Origin of the sequence: Streptomyces doebereineriae (genome assembly GCF_031845645.1) — a bacterium.
Taxonomy (GTDB): Bacteria; Actinomycetota; Actinomycetes; order Streptomycetales; family Streptomycetaceae; genus Streptomyces; species Streptomyces canus.
The window spans coordinates 237,362-252,949 of the sequence record NZ_JAVREZ010000014.1; the positions used below are offsets into that span (position 1 = coordinate 237,362).

The 15,588-nt window shown below is 70.0% G+C and carries 17 protein-coding genes; 11 read left to right on the forward strand and 6 right to left on the reverse strand.

Annotated elements, in window-relative coordinates; translation table 11 throughout:
• Nucleotides 1-44 precede the first annotated feature (44 nt).
• On the reverse strand, nucleotides 45-587 hold the full coding sequence (locus RNB18_RS34325; RefSeq protein ID WP_057608779.1) for an RNA polymerase sigma factor: 543 nt from the start codon (nucleotides 585-587) through the stop codon (nucleotides 45-47).
• A 111-nt stretch (nucleotides 588-698) separates the two neighbouring features.
• Between RNB18_RS34325 and RNB18_RS34330 the strand changes: the two genes are divergently transcribed.
• The 9 genes from RNB18_RS34330 to RNB18_RS34370 all read left to right on the forward strand — a co-directional run bounded on the left by RNB18_RS34330 (nucleotide 699) and on the right by RNB18_RS34370 (nucleotide 9,177).
• A complete protein-coding gene (locus RNB18_RS34330; RefSeq protein ID WP_311717990.1) occupies nucleotides 699-1,085 on the forward strand; it encodes a GntR family transcriptional regulator in 387 nt (128 codons plus the stop codon).
• Nucleotides 1,082-1,996, forward strand: a complete 915-nt coding sequence (locus tag RNB18_RS34335) for an ABC transporter ATP-binding protein (RefSeq protein WP_311717991.1) — start codon at nucleotides 1,082-1,084, stop codon at nucleotides 1,994-1,996. The genes RNB18_RS34330 and RNB18_RS34335 overlap by 4 nt, the downstream gene beginning before the upstream one ends.
• Entirely contained in the window at nucleotides 1,993-2,925 is a 933-nt protein-coding gene (locus RNB18_RS34340; protein WP_311717992.1) for a hypothetical protein, read from the forward strand. The genes RNB18_RS34335 and RNB18_RS34340 overlap by 4 nt, the downstream gene beginning before the upstream one ends.
• Nucleotides 2,922-3,749 carry a hypothetical protein gene (locus RNB18_RS34345; protein ID WP_311717993.1) on the forward strand — a complete coding sequence of 276 codons (828 nt, stop codon included), beginning with the start codon at nucleotides 2,922-2,924 and terminating at the stop codon, nucleotides 3,747-3,749. The genes RNB18_RS34340 and RNB18_RS34345 overlap by 4 nt, the downstream gene beginning before the upstream one ends.
• 141 nt (nucleotides 3,750-3,890) lie before the next feature.
• Nucleotides 3,891-6,260 carry an RNA degradosome polyphosphate kinase gene (locus RNB18_RS34350; RefSeq protein ID WP_394817717.1) on the forward strand — a complete coding sequence of 790 codons (2,370 nt, stop codon included), beginning with the start codon at nucleotides 3,891-3,893 and terminating at the stop codon, nucleotides 6,258-6,260.
• The gene (locus tag RNB18_RS34355; protein WP_311717994.1) at nucleotides 6,241-7,308 is read left to right on the forward strand and encodes a CHAD domain-containing protein; all 1,068 of its coding nucleotides are present in this window, start codon (nucleotides 6,241-6,243) and stop codon (nucleotides 7,306-7,308) included. Before RNB18_RS34350 ends, RNB18_RS34355 begins: the two co-directional genes overlap by 20 nt.
• 17 nt (nucleotides 7,309-7,325) lie before the next feature.
• Nucleotides 7,326-7,751 (forward strand): NUDIX hydrolase, encoded by a 426-nt coding sequence (locus RNB18_RS34360; RefSeq protein WP_311717995.1) that lies wholly within the window; start codon nucleotides 7,326-7,328, stop codon nucleotides 7,749-7,751.
• 314 nt (nucleotides 7,752-8,065) lie between these two features.
• Complete coding sequence (locus RNB18_RS34365; RefSeq protein WP_311717996.1) at nucleotides 8,066-8,902, forward strand: hypothetical protein; 837 nt, start codon at nucleotides 8,066-8,068, stop codon at nucleotides 8,900-8,902.
• Nucleotides 8,903-9,000: 98 nt separating this feature from the next.
• Nucleotides 9,001-9,177, forward strand: coding sequence for a hypothetical protein (locus RNB18_RS34370; RefSeq protein ID WP_167363066.1), 177 nt, complete (start codon nucleotides 9,001-9,003; stop codon nucleotides 9,175-9,177).
• A gap of 35 nt (nucleotides 9,178-9,212) precedes the next feature.
• Here RNB18_RS34370 and RNB18_RS34375 read toward each other — a convergent pair whose 3' ends face one another.
• Nucleotides 9,213-9,551 (reverse strand): metal-sensitive transcriptional regulator, encoded by a 339-nt coding sequence (locus tag RNB18_RS34375; protein ID WP_057608844.1) that lies wholly within the window; start codon nucleotides 9,549-9,551, stop codon nucleotides 9,213-9,215.
• Nucleotides 9,552-9,751: 200 nt separating this feature from the next.
• On the opposite strand from RNB18_RS34375, the gene RNB18_RS34380 reads away from it, so the two are divergent.
• Nucleotides 9,752-10,372 (forward strand): DUF47 domain-containing protein, encoded by a 621-nt coding sequence (locus RNB18_RS34380; RefSeq protein ID WP_030043659.1) that lies wholly within the window; start codon nucleotides 9,752-9,754, stop codon nucleotides 10,370-10,372.
• An 8-nt stretch (nucleotides 10,373-10,380) separates the two neighbouring features.
• Nucleotides 10,381-11,379 carry an inorganic phosphate transporter gene (locus tag RNB18_RS34385; protein WP_311717997.1) on the forward strand — a complete coding sequence of 333 codons (999 nt, stop codon included), beginning with the start codon at nucleotides 10,381-10,383 and terminating at the stop codon, nucleotides 11,377-11,379.
• A gap of 102 nt (nucleotides 11,380-11,481) precedes the next feature.
• On the opposite strand, the gene pstB is transcribed toward RNB18_RS34385, so the two are convergent.
• The 4 genes from pstB to pstS are packed head-to-tail and all read right to left on the reverse strand — an operon-like array spanning nucleotide 11,482 to nucleotide 15,549.
• Nucleotides 11,482-12,258 carry a phosphate ABC transporter ATP-binding protein PstB gene (pstB, locus tag RNB18_RS34390; RefSeq protein ID WP_059206825.1) on the reverse strand — a complete coding sequence of 259 codons (777 nt, stop codon included), beginning with the start codon at nucleotides 12,256-12,258 and terminating at the stop codon, nucleotides 11,482-11,484.
• A gap of 38 nt (nucleotides 12,259-12,296) precedes the next feature.
• On the reverse strand, nucleotides 12,297-13,355 hold the full coding sequence (gene pstA, locus RNB18_RS34395) for a phosphate ABC transporter permease PstA (protein ID WP_311717998.1): 1,059 nt from the start codon (nucleotides 13,353-13,355) through the stop codon (nucleotides 12,297-12,299).
• Nucleotides 13,352-14,356 (reverse strand): phosphate ABC transporter permease subunit PstC, encoded by a 1,005-nt coding sequence (pstC, locus tag RNB18_RS34400; RefSeq protein ID WP_311717999.1) that lies wholly within the window; start codon nucleotides 14,354-14,356, stop codon nucleotides 13,352-13,354. Before pstC ends, pstA begins: the two co-directional genes overlap by 4 nt.
• The gene (pstS, locus tag RNB18_RS34405) at nucleotides 14,338-15,549 is read right to left on the reverse strand and encodes a phosphate ABC transporter substrate-binding protein PstS (RefSeq protein WP_311718000.1); all 1,212 of its coding nucleotides are present in this window, start codon (nucleotides 15,547-15,549) and stop codon (nucleotides 14,338-14,340) included. Before pstS ends, pstC begins: the two co-directional genes overlap by 19 nt.
• Nucleotides 15,550-15,588: the final 39 nt, after the last annotated feature.

A 15,588-nucleotide genomic window follows, 5' to 3' on the forward strand; every position in this document is an offset into this window, starting at 1 on the left:
ACCGGCACGGGGCCCTGCACTCCGGCTCCGGTCATCGTCCGTACTCACGTCAGTGCCTCCCTCAGCTGCTTGCGGGCCCGCATCGCGCGGGTCTTGACCGTGCCGGGCGGGATGCCCAGCAGGACAGCGGCCTCGCGGGTGGTCAGGCCGTCGATGACCGTCGCCTGCAGGACCGCCCGCAGCTCCGGTGACAGCCGGACGAGGGCACCCGCGAGGTCCCCGTGCTCCACCCCCGCGAGCACGCGTTCCTCAGCGGACGCCTCGTCCCGGTGCCGCAGGCGGGACAGGGCCTGCCTGAGCCGCCCCCGCGCCCCGTCACCGCGCAGCGCGTCGATCAGCCGGCGCGAGCCGATCCGCCACAGCCACCCGGCTACGTCCCCCTCCTCGCGGTAGCGCGCGGTCCCCCGCCACACCGCGAGGAACGTCTCCTGCACGACGTCGTCGACCAGGGCCGCGTCCGCGCACCGCCCCCGCAGCCGCGCGAGCAGCCAGGGCGCGTACCGCCGGTACAGCTCCTCGAAGGCACGCCGGTCCCCGTCCGCCGCGATGGCCCGCAGCAGATCCCCGTCGCTTTTCGTTTCCCTCACGCCCCTTCATCGGACGACCCCCGCCGACCGGTTCACACCACCACGCTTGACTTTCACGACCACCTTCCACCACCCTTTCACTACTCAATTAGTGAAAGGGTGGTTGTCCGCGTGGTCGAGTACCGCATCGACCGGCGCTCCGGCGTCGCCACCTACGTGCAGATCGTCCAGCAGACCAAGCAGGCCCTACGACTGGGCCTCCTCGAACCCGGCGACAAGCTCCCCACCGCCCGCGAGGTCGTGGAGGCCACCGCCATCAATCCGAACACCGTGCTCAAGGCATACCGCGAACTCGAGCGCGAGGGCTTGGTCGAGGCCCGCCGAGGCCTCGGCACCTTCGTACGCAGGACGCTCGGCGCCCACGCCGCCGACACCCCCCTGCGCGCCGAGCTCGACGACTGGGCGAAGCGCGCCCGGTCCGCGGGCCTCGGCCGCGAGGACGTCGACGCGTTCTTCACCGCCGTACTCGATGAGCACTTCCCGAAGGGGGACCAGTGAGTTCCACCAGCTCCACCCCGGCCGTCGCCCTGGAGGCAACCGGCCTGGGCAAGCGGTACGGCAGGCGGGCCGCCGCCCTCGACGGCTGCTCCTTCCGGCTGCCCACGGGCCGCATCAGCGCGCTGGTCGGCCCCAACGGCGCCGGAAAGTCCACCCTCCTCGCAATAGCCGCCGGTCTGCTGCACCACACCGCCGGCACGCTCACCGTCCTCGGCGGGGCGCCCGGCGAGGCCCGCGACCGGGTCGCCTACCTCGCCCAGAACAAGCCGCTCTACCCCCAGCTGACCGTCGCCGAGACCCTGCGCATGGGCGCCGAGCTCAACCCGGCCCGCTGGGACGCCGCCTGCGCCGCCCGGATCGTAGAGCAGGGCGGCCTGGACCCGAAGTCCCGGATCCGCGGGCTCTCCGGCGGCCAGCGCACCCGGGTCGCGCTCGCCCTCGCGCTCGGCAAGCGGCCCGACCTGATGCTCCTCGACGAGCCGATGGCCGACCTCGACCCGCTCGCCCGGCACGAGCTGATGGGCACCCTCATGGCGGACGCCGCCGAGCGCGGCACCACCGTGCTGATGTCCTCGCACATCGTCGCCGAGCTCGCCGACGCCTGCGACCACCTGCTGCTCCTGGGCGGCGGCCGGGTCCGGCTCGGCGGCGGCATCGACGACCTGCTCGCCGCCCACACCCTGGTCACCGGCCGCGGCACACCCGCCGATCTGGCCCCGCACACCGTGATCGAGTCCCGTACCGCCGGCCGCGGTCTGACCGCCCTGATCCGCCGCGACGGCCCGGTCGGCGAGGGCTGGGCGACCGAGGAGCCCTCGCTGGAGGAACTGTTGCTGGCTCACCTCCGCGCCCCCGAGGCTCCGGCCCTGCTCACCCCGGGCACCACGGCACCCGCGGCGGTGACCGCATGAGCGCCGCCGCCGTCCTCGAAGCGCCCTCCGCTTCGGCGCGCACGCCACGCGGTCTGATCCACACCGTCCTGCGCCTGCACCGCGGCGCCCTGTGGATCTGGCTCGCCTTCGTGACCGCCACCGCGGGCTTCCTGCTCTGGCTCCTCGGCCCCGGCGCCGAGGCCGCACAGCACAAGCTGGCCGTCTACGGGTACGCCGGGCTGATCATGTCCGACGGCCCCGCGATCGAGTACAACGACCTCTTCTACTACCCGGACACCCTGCTCACCATGGCCTCCTTCGCCGTCGCCCTGTTCGCCGGCGGCCCGCTGATCGCCCGCGAACTGGAGAGCGGCACCGCACAGCTCGCCTGGACCCAGTCGGTCTCCCCGGCACGCTGGCTCGCCACCGCGCTCGCCGTCCCCGCGGCCTTCATCGTCCTCGGCACCACTCTGCTGACCGTGCTGTACCACCAGCTGTGGTCCACCCACAGCAACCTGCTCGTCGCCGGCATCGGCCCCCGCTCCCTCTACTTCTCCCTCGGCCCGGCCACCGTCGCCGCACCCCTGCTCGGTCTCGCCCTCGGCGCCCTGATCGGCCTCACCGCCCGCCGCACCCTGCCCGCCCTCGCCTTCAGCGGGGTCGCGTACTTCCTGGTCTATGCCTTCCGCGGCAACCACTGGCCCTTCCAGGGCCGCTACCAGCAGCCCGAGCTCAGCTCGCGCAGCCGGGCGTTCACGTCCGCCGGCACCGAGATCCGCGACCCGGGCTGCTACGACGACAAGGCCTGCCTCGCACAGCACGACGTCGTCCGCTTCACCCGCGAGTACCTGCCGTCCTCCGACTACTGGCCCCGCCAGCTCCTGGAGACCGGCGTCCTGCTCGCCCTCACCGCCGTGGCCGTCGCCCTCGCGTTCGGCCTCCTGCGCAGGCGGGCAGCCATCGGATGAGCGCGCCGACCCTCCACCGGCAGGGGCTCACCCGGACCGTGCTGCGGCTGCACCGCACGGCCCTGGTGGTGTGGGGCGTCTTCGTCCTCGCCTCCGTCGGCTACCTGCTCTGGCTGACCGAGGTCACCGCCGACTCGGTCCACGCGACCCTGGCCGCCTGCCGCGACGACGGCCCGGGCCGGTGCGGTATCGGGGCCTGGCGCGACTACTCCGAGCCCATGGGCTGGATCAGTACGTTCATGTACTACAGCTTCTGGGCCGTGGCCGCCTGGACGGGCGGCGCGCTGATCGGCCGTGAACTGGAGTCGGGCACCGCGCGACTGGCATGGACGCAGTCCTGCACGCCCACCCGCTGGCTGACCGTGAAGCTCGCCGTGCCCGCAGGGCTGATCGTCCTCTCCGGTGCCGTGTTCGTTCCCGTCTACCGCTGGGCCTGGTCGGCGCACCGGGACCTGATGGGCGACGACTGGTCCTTCCCCGATGTGTTCGCCGCTCGCGGCCCGGCCGTGGTGGCGTACGGCCTGTGCGCACTGGCGGTCGGCACGCTCGCCGCGCTGCTGCTACGACGCTCCCTGCCCGCCCTCGCGGTCGCGGTCACCGTGATGATCGTGCTCAACCGGTGTGTCGAGCGGTACCGCGAGGACTTCTGGCCGACGGCGGGCAACGGCGAGGCGTCCGCCGGCCTGTGGCAGACCCGCAGCGGCGGCTATCACCCCCCGTCGCATTTCTGGCCCCTGCACCTCGTCGAGACCGGCATCGTCCTCACCGTCACCGCGCTCGCGACCACCGCCGCCTTCTGGGTACTGCGCCGCCGTACCGCCTGAAAGCTCCCCTGAACCGCACGTCCCCCGGCAGCGGGAAGGACGTGCGGTTCAGGTGTGCGGACGCTCGGGAGCCGTCCCCCGATATCCCGAACGCCATGTCGCCGTAACCGTTGGTTCAGACGGGCTTGCGACCCTCACCGAATGAAGCCCGCCGTGCCAGAGCCTTCGCCGCCGCCCGAGGGATCCGCGGGGAACGGGGACGCCCCGGTCGCCGTCGTGCTCCCGCTCGCCGCCTCCGACGCGCCCGTTTCGCTTCCGGCGCGGAAGAATGGGTCCATGAGCCAGTCGAACACCCAGGCAGAGGTCCAGCACGTGCAGCCCTCCGTGGGCTCCATAGCCGCGCACCGCCCGCACACCGTGTCGGCCACCGTCTCCGATCTGGAGCCAGACCTCGACGCCGATCTCGACGCGTACGAGGAGATCCCGGTCGACGGGGCCGCCCAGCTTCCGCAGGGTCGTTTCCTCGACCGGGAGCGCAGCTGGCTCGCGTTCAACGAACGGGTCCTGGAACTCGCCGAGGACCCGAACACCCCCATGCTGGAGCGCGCGAACTTCCTCGCGATCTTCGCCAGCAACCTGGACGAGTTCTTCATGGTCCGGGTGGCCGGACTGAAGCGCCGTATCGCCACCGGCGTCGCCACCCGCTCCGCCTCCGGCCTCCAGCCGCGCGAGGTCCTGGAGATGATCTGGGCCCGCTCCCGCGAGCTCATGGCCCGGCACGCCGCCTGCTACCACGAGGACGTCGCCCCCGCACTCGCGGAGGAGGGCATCCACCTGGTCCGCTGGAGCGAACTCCAGGAGAAGGAGCAGGCCCGCCTCTTCACCCTGTTCCGGCACCAGATCTTCCCGGTCCTGACCCCCCTCGCGGTCGACCCGGCGCACCCCTTCCCGTACATCTCCGGCCTGTCGCTGAACCTGGCCGTGATCGTGCGCAACCCGGTCAACGGCAAGCGCCACTTCGCCCGGGTCAAGGTCCCGCCGCTGCTGTCCCGCTTCCTGGAGTCCTCCCCCGGCCGCTACGTCCCCATCGAGGACGTCATCGCGGCCCACCTGGAGGAGCTGTTCCCGGGCATGGAGGTGCTGGAGCACCACACCTTCCGGGTCACCCGCAACGAGGACCTGGAGGTCGAGGAGGACGACGCCGAGAACCTCCTCAAGGCCCTGGAGAAGGAGCTCATGCGGCGCCGTTTCGGCCCGCCGGTGCGTCTGGAGGTCGAGGAGTCCATCGATCGCGAGGTCCTCGACCTGCTGGTGCGCGAGCTGAAGATCTCCGAGGCGGAGGTCTACCCGCTCCCCGGCCCCCTCGACCTCACCGGCCTCTTCCGCATCGCGGGCCTCGACCGCCCCGAGCTGAAGTACCGCAAGTTCGTCGCCGGCGTCCACCGCGACCTGGCGGAGGTCGAGTCGGCGTCCGCGCCCGACATCTTCGCTTCCCTGCGCGCCCGCGACGTCCTGCTGCACCACCCGTACGACTCGTTCTCGACGTCGGTGCAGGCGTTCCTCCAGCAGGCGGCCGAGGACGACGACGTCCTCGCCATCAAGCAGACCCTGTACCGGACCTCGGGCGACTCCCCCATCGTCGACGCCCTCATCGACGCCGCCGAGGCCGGCAAGCAGGTACTCGTCCTGGTCGAGATCAAGGCCCGCTTCGACGAGCACGCCAACATCAAGTGGGCGCGCAAGCTGGAGGAGGCGGGCTGCCATGTCGTCTACGGCCTGGTCGGCCTGAAGACCCACTGCAAGCTGTCCCTGGTGGTCCGTCAGGAAGGCGACACGCTACGGCGGTACAGCCACGTCGGCACCGGCAACTACCACCCGAAGACCGCGCGCCTCTACGAGGACCTGGGCCTGCTCACCGCCGACCCGCAGGTGGGCGCGGACCTCTCCGACCTCTTCAACCGGCTGTCCGGCTACTCCCGTCGCGAGACCTACCGCCGCCTCCTCGTGGCGCCCAAGTCCCTTCGCGACGGCCTCATTTCCCGCGTGAACAAGGAAGTCCAGCACCACCGCGCAGGGCGTCCCGCCTTCATCCGCATCAAGGTCAACTCCATGGTGGACGAGGCGCTCATCGACTCGCTCTACCGGGCGTCCCAGGCGGGTGTGCCGGTCGACGTCTGGGTGCGCGGCATCTGCGCGATCCGCCCCGGCGTCGCCGGCATGTCCGAGAACATCCGGGTCCGCTCGATCCTCGGCCGGTTCCTCGAACACTCCCGGGTCTTCGGCTTCGGCAACGGCGGCGAGCCCGAGATGTGGATCGGCAGCGCCGACATGATGCACCGCAACCTCGACCGCCGGATAGAGGCCCTGGTCCGGGTCACCGACCCGGCCCATCGAGCGGCCCTCAACCGGCTGCTGGAGACCGGCATGTCCGACACCACCGCGTCCTGGCATCTCGGCCCGGACGGCGAGTGGACCCGGCACGCCACGGATGCGGACGGCCAGCCCCTGCGCAACGTCCAGGAGATGCTCATAGACGCCCGGAGGCGCCGGCGTGGCACAGCAACACCTTGAACCGACGGATCCCCTGGCCGGGCACGCCGGGAGGATCACCGGGGACGCCCTCGCGGCTTACCTGCGGTCCCAGGCCACGGAGTTCCTCCGCGCCCTGCGCCAGCACCGGGAGAACGGCGGTGCCTCGGCGGCGGGCGCGGAGGACCCCGTCGACGCGGCCCGGGCCCTGCGCCGCTCGGTCCGCCGCATCAGCGCCAGCCTCCACACCTTCCGCCCGCTCCTGGACCCCGGCTGGTCGGAGTCCCTCCGCCCCGAACTGGCCTGGCTGTCGGGAACCCTGGGCATGGAGCACGCGTACGAGTCCCGTCTGGAACGCCTGTTGCTGGCTCTGCACAGACTGTCGGGGGCGGTGTTCCCGACGCAGCCGGCGAGTGCGGCGGTGGGCACCGCCGGCTCCCCCACCCACCCGGTGCCCGCCCCGGACCGCGGCAACCTGACCGTGGGCGCCGCAAAAGCAGGCGCCCTCCTCGACCGCCAGCTCACCCTTGCCCGCACCCGAGCCCACAGCACCGCCCTCCAGGCCCTCGGCTCCTCCCGCTTCCACGCGGTCGCCGACAACATCGCCGTACTGGCGAGCGAAGTCCCCTTGACGAAAACGGCCGTCACCACCGACCTCCACCCCATGGCCACCGCGGCCCAGGAACGCCTCGAGGACGCGGTGACCGCCCTCCCCCTGGTCACCGCGGGTCATCCCTACAACGCCGAGGCCCTCATCCACGGCCTCTCCCCGGACCCCTCCCCCCACCCCCAGGACGCTCCCTGGCACCAGGTCCGCCTCCTCCTTCGCCTGCACAGATACGCGAGGGAAGTCGTCTGCGGCACCAACCCCCCGGTGGAGCTACGGCTCCTGACGGCAGGTGAGGCCCTGGACCGCCACCGGGACGCCTCGGAGGCCGCGGCCGCCTCCGCGGCAGCGGCCCGCACCCCCCGCATCGCCCCGGCCACCGCCTACGCCCTCGGCGTTCTGCACGCCGACCAGCGCCACGAGGTGGAGGCGGCCCGGTTCGCGTTCCAGCAGTGCTGGCAGAAACAGGCCGTCAGCACCTGAAGGAGGCAGCGACTCCAGTGACCGACACCCCGCAAACCCCCGTCCAGGCGGCCGGCTGCGTCCTGTGGCGCCGCTCCCCGATCGACGGCGAGCTGGAGGTCTGCCTGGTCCACAGGCCGAAATACGATGACTGGTCGCACCCCAAGGGCAAGCTGAAGCGGGGCGAGGACGCCCTCACCGGCGCGCTGCGCGAGGTGGAGGAGGAGACCGGGTACCGGGCCGCACCGGGCGCCCCGCTCTCCGCCGCGAAGTACTACGCCAACGGCCGCCCCAAGCAGGTCCGTTACTGGGCGGCCGAGGCCACCACCGGCGCCTTCGCCCCGAACGACGAGGTCGACCGCATCCTCTGGCTCTCCCCGACGGCCGCGAGGAACCGGCTGACCCAGCCCCGGGACAGGACACTCGTCGACGAGCTCCTGGTGCGGGTGCTCGAACACACGTAGGGCCTTGGGCGGGGGCGGATCTCAGACCGGTGCGTGCCCCTCCGCGTCCGCCCGCGCCTGGCTGCGGGCTCTGCGCGCCGGTCCGCGCCAGCCGCAGGTGCACCGGGCCAGGCAGAAGCGGCCTTGTTCGACCATCTGCGTGTGGTGGGCCGGTCGGTCGGAGGGAGGTGGGGGGATCCTGTCCTGCTGCGCCACGCCGACAACGTTACCCACCGCGGGTAAAGGCCTGGTATGCGCGTGACGACCCCCTCCTGCCCGTCGTTAGGCGAAACGACAGGGGGTCCTGACGGACGTATCGGCTGGGGGTAGCGGCGATGACGGAGCGGCAGCAGAGGCAGGCCGGCGGGTCGGTCGTCGTCGCGGCGGTGCTCATGGCGTGCGCCTGCGCCACCGGTTGCTCGGGCAGCGGCGCCACGCTCGACGACGCCCGCGCGGCCGACCCGGTCGGAACCCTGCGCCGGGCCGCCGACGCCCTTGAGGACGCGGGCAGTTCGAAGGCGAGCACGTCGATGGAGATGGCCACCGGCGGCACCCGGGTCACCATCCGCGGCGAGGGCGTGTACGACTTCCGCGAGCGGCTCGGCCGGCTGAAGGTGATGCTGCCGCAGGACCCGGCCGGCACCAGCGAGCACCGGCCGATCACCGAACTCCTCGCCCCCGGTGCCCTGTTCATGAAGAACCGGGGCGCGGGTGTGCCCGCCGACAAGTGGGTGCGCGTCGACACAGCGACCCTCTCCGACGGCAACCTCGTCACCGGCGGGGCCACCGATCCGCTCGCCGCCGCCGAGGTGCTGCGCGGGACCAGGAAGGCGACGTACGTCGGCACGACCGAGCTCGCGGGGACCGAGGTGCGGCACTACCGGGGCACGGCGGACCTCGCCGCCGCGGCGAAAGACGCCTCCGGTGCCAACAAGGGTGTCCTGGCAGCGGCGGCGAAAGGGTTCGCCACGGCCGCGGTGCCCTTCGACGTCTACCTCGACGACCAGGGCCGCATCCGCAAGATCCGCCACCGCTTCAGCTTCGTCAACGGACAGCGGCAGGGCACCGTCGCGGTCGCCTCGACGACCCTCCTGTACGACTTCGGGATCGCCACGGACGTACGTCTGCCGGCCGCCCGTGACATCTACGCCGGGGAGATCGCCGAGGGGTGAGCGGTCGTGACGGGCGTCAAGAACTAGCCCGTCCGTGCCATGCGCGGTGTGTGTGCCGCTCCCTACTCTAGGAAGTCGGTAACGGCAGAGAAGAGGTGATGCGCGTGGCTCCGGTCGGCGGTACGGCGGTTCAGGACCACGTGGCCCTCGCCGAGATCGAACTGTGCGGAGAGCTGATCATCGCGGCGTCGGCCGCGGACGACCGGCTCAGCCTGGAGAGCATCGACGAGGTGCTGAAAGTGGCCGAAGAACGCGCGAGCGCCCCCGGCAAGTGAGCCGGGGGCGCCCGTCCCGTCCTGGGACGCCCTGATCAGGTCCGCAGCAGCCGGCCGATGGCCTTCGTCGCCTCCTCGACCTTCGCGTCGATCTCGGCGCCGCCCTTGACGGCAGCGTCCGCGACGCAGTGCCGCAGGTGTTCCTCCAGGAGCTGCAGGGCGAAGGACTGCAGGGCCTTGGTGGAGGCGGAGACCTGCGTGAGTATGTCGATGCAGTAGACGTCCTCGTCGACCATCCGCTGCAGGCCCCGGATCTGGCCCTCGATCCGGCGCAGGCGCTTGAGGTGTTCGTCCTTCTGCTTGTGGTAGCCGTGCGTGACGTTTTCGGCCACAGGCTCGGAGGGCGCCGTGGCGCCGGTGTCGGTGGTCGTCATCGCGTCCTCCACAACAAGGGGCATTCCTATACCCCACCTGGGTATATCGTACCGAAGTTTCCCGGGTATAGGGCCTGCGGACGGCCCCCGTGCCAACCACTGTGCCTCATGGGCGACACTGGGGGACGGCCCATTAGCCGTGGCCGGATGATGCACTTAGCATCAGCCTGACCGAAACCGATGCACCCCGAGGACCCCTTGTGCGCTTTCGTCTGACCCCCAGGGAGACGAGCTTCTACGACATGTTCGCCGCCTCCGCGGACAACATCGTCACGGGCTCGAAGCTCCTGATGGAACTGCTCGGCGCGGACACCGCCGGCCGGGCCGAGATCGCAGAGCGTATGCGGGCCGCTGAACACGCCGGTGACGACGCCACTCACGCGATCTTCCACCAGTTGAACTCCTCCTTCATCACGCCGTTCGACCGCGAGGACATCTACAACCTGGCGTCCTCCCTCGACGACATCATGGACTTCATGGAAGAGGCCGTCGACCTGGTCGTCCTCTACAACGTCGAGGAGCTCCCCAAGGGCGTCGAGCAGCAGATCGAGGTGCTCGCGCGGGCCGCCGAGCTCACGGCCGAGGCCATGCCGAACCTGCGGACCATGGACAACCTCACCGAGTACTGGATCGAGGTCAACCGGCTGGAGAACCAGGCGGACCAGATCCACCGCAAGCTGCTCGCCATGCTCTTCAACGGCAAGTACGAGGCCATCGAGGTCCTCAAGCTCAAGCAGATCGTGGACGTCCTCGAAGAGGCCGCGGACGCGTTCGAGCATGTGGCGAACACGGTGGAGACCATCGCCGTCAAGGAGTCCTGACCTCTTCCATGGACACCTTCGCTCTGGTCGTGACCATCCTGGTCGCGCTCTTCTTCACGTACACCAACGGCTTCCACGACTCTGCGAACGCCATCGCGACCTCGGTGTCGACGCGGGCGCTGACCCCCCGGGCCGCGCTCGCCATGGCGGCGGTCATGAACCTGGCAGGAGCCTTTCTCGGCTCCGGGGTCGCCAAGACCGTCAGTGAGGGCCTGATCGAGACGCCGCAGGGCTCGAAGGGGATGGGGATCCTCTTCGCGGCACTGGTCGGCGCGATCGTGTGGAACCTCGTCACCTGGTACTTCGGGCTGCCCTCCTCGTCCTCGCACGCGCTGTTCGGGGGCATGGTGGGGGCCGCGCTGGCGGGCGGCACCGAGGTGATCTGGAACGGGGTGCTCGACAAGGTCGTCATCCCGATGTTCATCTCGCCGGTCGTCGGTCTGATCGCCGGTTACCTGGTGATGACCGCGATCATGTGGATCTTCCGGCGGGCCAATCCGCACAAGGCGAAGCGCGGTTTCCGGATCGCGCAGACCGTGTCCGCGGCCGGCATGGCCCTCGGTCACGGCCTCCAGGACGCCCAGAAGACCATGGGTGTCGTGGTGATGGCCCTGGTGATCTCCGGCAACGAGACGTACGGTGACCCGATCCCGGTCTGGGTGAAGATCGCCTGCGCGGTGATGCTGTCGCTGGGCACGTACGCGGGCGGCTGGCGCATCATGCGCACCCTGGGCCGGAAGATCATCGAGCTCGATCCGCCGCAGGGTTTCGCCGCGGAGACGACCGGTGCGGCGATCATGTTCACCACCGCCTACCTGTTCAAGGCGCCGGTCTCGACGACCCACGTCATCACCTCGGCGATCATGGGTGTCGGCGCCACCAAGCGCGTCAACGCGGTCCGCTGGGGCGTCGCCAAGAACATCATCCTCGGCTGGTTCATCACCATGCCGGCGGCGGCGATCGTGGCCGCCTGCGCCTTCTGGATCGTGGACCTGGCGTTTCTGTAGGAACCGTGCACGCAAACGGGCCCGCCCCCGGATTCCGGGGGCGGGCCCTCTGTGTCCTCGCGGTGGCACCGCCATGCAGCACCGCGAGGGGTCGGTGTCGGCTCAGCCGAAGCGGCCGGAGATGTAGTCCTCCGTGGCCTGGACCGAGGGGTTGGAGAAGATGCGCTCCGTCTCGTCGATCTCGATCAGCTTGCCGGGCTGGCCGACGGCGGCCAGGTTGAAGAAGGCCGTGCGGTCGGAGACACGCGCCGCCTGCTGCATGTTGTGCGTCACGATGACGATCGTGAAGCGCTCCTTCAGCTCACCGATCAGGTCCTCGATGGCGAGGGTGGAGATCGGGTCCAGGGCCGAGCAGGGCTCGTCCATGAGGAGGACCTTGGGCTCCACCGCGATCGCGCGGGCGATGCACAGGCGCTGCTGCTGACCACCGGAGAGACCCGAACCCGGCTTGTTCAGACGGTCCTTGACCTCGTTCCAGAGGTTCGCGCCCTTCAGGGACTTCTCGACGACCTCCGACAGCTCGCTCTTCTTGTACGAGCCGTTCAGGCGCAGGCCCGCCGCCACGTTGTCGAAGATCGACATCGTGGGGAACGGGTTCGGGCGCTGGAAGACCATTCCCACCTCACGGCGGACGGACACGGGGTCGATGCCCTGGCCGTACAGGTCCTCGTCGTCGAGGAGCACCTTGCCCTCGACCCGGCCGCCCGAGGTGACCTCGTGCATCCGGTTGAGCGTGCGCAGGAAGGTCGACTTGCCGCAGCCGGAGGGGCCGATGAAGGCCGTCACCGAGCGCGGCTCGACCGTCATCGAGATGTCCTCGATCGCCTTGTGGGAGCCGTAGTAGGCGGTGAGCCCGCTTACGTCGATTCGCTTGGCCATGACTACTTCACTTCCAGATCAGTCGCTGGGGGGTCGCGTCAGCGACCGGTCTTCGGGGCCTTCCAGCGGGCGATGCCGCGAGCCACCAGGTTGAGGATCATCACGAAGGCGATCAGCGTCAGGGACGCCGCCCACGCACGGTCGTACGCCGCACCGGACCCCGCGCTGTTCGCGTACTGCTGATAGATGTACAGCGGCAACGACTGCTGCGCACCCTCGAAGGGGTTGGAGTTGATGAGCGAGTTGCCCCAGACCAGCAGCAGCACCGGCGCGGTCTCACCCGCGATACGGGCGATCGCCAGCATGATGCCGGTGGTGATGCCGCCGAGGGAGGTCGGGATGACCACCTTCAGGATGGTGCGCCACTTCGGGATGCCGAGCGCCAGGGACGCCTCGCGCAGCTCGTTCGGGACGAGCTTGAGCATCTCCTCGGTGGAGCGGACCACGACCGGCATCATCAGGATGGCCAGGGCGAGCGAGCCGGCGAACCCGAAGGGCTGCATGTCGAACATCAGCATGATCGACAGGATGAACAGACCCGCGACGATCGACGGGATGCCCGTCATGACATCGACGAAGAACGTGACGGCCTTGGAAAGCTTCCCGCGCCCGTACTCGACCAGATAGATCGCGGTGAGCACACCGATCGGCGCCGCGATCAAGGTGGCGAGACCGACCTGCTCCAGGCTGCCGAGGATGGCGTGGTAGATACCGCCGCCCGGCTCGGAGTCGGCGACCAGACCCATCGAGTGGGTCAGGAAGTAGAAGTCGAGGACCTTGACCCCGCGCGAGACCGTCGACCACACCAGGGAGACCAGCGGGACGACGGCGAGCAGGAAGGCGACCCAGACCAGCGCGGTCGCGACCCGGTCCTTGGCCTGGCGGCGGCCCTCCACGCGGGCCGCGATGACATAGGTGCCGAGGACGAACAGGAGCCCGGCGATCAGCACCCACTGGATGCTGCTGTCCAGGCCGGCGGCCGCGCTGATACCGAGACCGAGGGCGACGGAGCCGGCGGCGATGGCGTACGGGCTCCACTTGGGAAGGCTGGCGCCGCGCAGGGTGCTGGGGCGCTTCCCGGTGATTGCGGTGCTCATGCGTTGGCCCCCGAGTACTCCTTGCGGCGGGCGATGATCATGCGCGCCGCGCCGTTGACCAGCAGGGTGATGACGAACAGCACCAGGCCGGAGGCGATCAGCGCGTCCCGGCCCGTCTCGCTGGCCTCACCGAACTTGCTGGCGATGTTCTGGGCGAAGGTGCCGCCGCCCGGGTCGAGCAGGCTGGCCTGGATGTCGAAGGTCGGCGAGAGCACGGTGGCCACGGCCATCGTCTCGCCGAGCGCGCGGCCGAGGCCGAGCATCGAGGCGGAGATCACGCCGGAGCGGCCGAAGGGGATCACCGCCATGCGGATGACCTCCCAGCGGGTGGCGCCGAGGGCGAGGGCAGCCTCTTCGATCATCTGCGGCGCCTGGCGGAAGACCTCGCGGCTCACGTTGGTGATGATCGGCAGAATCATGATCGCGAGCAGGATGCCGACGGTGAGCATCGAGCGGGGCGCGCCGCCCTGCCACTTGAAGATGCCGGTCCAGCCGAGGTAGTCGTCGAGCCAGCCATAGAGGCCGTTCATGTGCGGGACGAGGATCAGGGCGCCCCAGAGGCCGTAGACGATGGACGGCACGGCGGCGAGCAGGTCGATCACATAGGCGATGGGACCGCTCAGCCTGCGCGGGGCGTAGTGGGTGAGGAACAGGGCGATGGCGACCGCGATCGGGACCGCGATGGCCATGGCGATGATCGAGGAGACGATCGTGCCGAAGACGAGGACGGCGATGCCGAACTTCGGCGGAATGAGCTGGGTGTTCCACTCGAAGGTGGTGAAGAAGTTGGCGTCGTCCTTGCTGATCGCGATCGACGCGCGGTAGGTGAGGAAGCCGGCAATGGCGGCCATGATCACCAGCAGCAGGATGCCCGACCCACGGGAGAGACCGAGGAAGATCCGGTCACCGGGCCGGGTGGCGCCACGGGCCGCGCGCTTCTGCTCGGCCTCGGTCGGCTGGGGAGTGGGGGGCGGTGCGTCTGTTATCTGTGTGGTGTCCATCGGGTTCTCCGGTCTGCTGAGCCGCACATGTCGTACGGCTCCTGGCGGCGGTGCACCGGACGGTGTGGTCGGCTCAGGCCCTCGATGGTGGTGCGGACCTTGGCGATGATGTCCTCGGGGATCGGGGCGTAGTCGTTGTCCGCGAGGATCTTCTGGCCGTCCTCGGAGGCGGTGTAGCGCAGGAACGCCTTGGTGGCGGCCAGGGTGTCGGACTTGTTGCCCTTGTCGCAGACGATCTCGTACGTGACGAGGACCATCGGGTAGGCGCCGTCGGCCTTGGTCGCGTAGTTGAGCTGCAGCGACAGGTCGGAGCCGGTGCCGACGACCTTGGCGTCCGCGATGGCCTTGGTGGCGTTGTCGACGGTGGGCTCGACCGGGGCCGAGGCGCCGGTGTCGATGCTGACCGCCGTGATGCCGTCCTTGGCGTAGGAGAGCTCGAAGTAGCCGATGGCGCCGTTGGTCTGCTTCACCTGCTGGGCCACACCGGAGGACTGCGCGGCGGACTGGCCGCCCTTGGCCTGCCAGGTCTTGCCGCCGTCGTAGGGCCAGTCGCTCTTGGCGGTGGCGATCAGGTACTTGGTGAAGTTGTCCGTGGTGCCGGAGTCGTCCGAGCGGTGGAACGCCTGGATCTTCAGGTTCGGCAGGTTCACGCCCGGGTTCAGCGCCTTGATGGCCGGGTCGTTCCAGCTGGTGATCTTGGCGTTGAAGATCTTGGCGATGGTGGGAGCGTCCAGCGTGAGCTTGTCGACACCGGAGATGTTGATGCCGAGGGCGATCGGGCCGCCGACCATCGGGAGGTCGATGCCCTGGCCGCCGGAGCAGACCTTCTTGGAGGCCGTGACATCTTCGGGCTTCAGCGCGGAGTCCGAACCGGCGAAAGCGACCTGGCCGTTGGTGAACGCGGTCACACCGGCGCCGGAGCCGCCGCCCTTGTAGTTGATCTGCACACCACAGGCCTGCGTGAACTGCTTGACCCAGGCGTCGATCGCGTTCTTCTGCGCGGAGGAGCCGTCGGCGAGCAGCTGACCCTTGGCGTCGTCGCACTTGATGCTGCTGGCGTTGGCGGTCGAGGACGCGCTGCTGCCACCGCCGTCGCTGGTGTCGTCCGAGCCGCACGCCGTGAGGGCCAGGGCGCCGGAGACGGCGAGAGCACCGAAGGCGAGGGCCCGCCGGTTCTTGCGCTGAAGCTTCACTTGAGTTCCTTCCGGGAGCCGCCGTCCTGAATCCGGCGG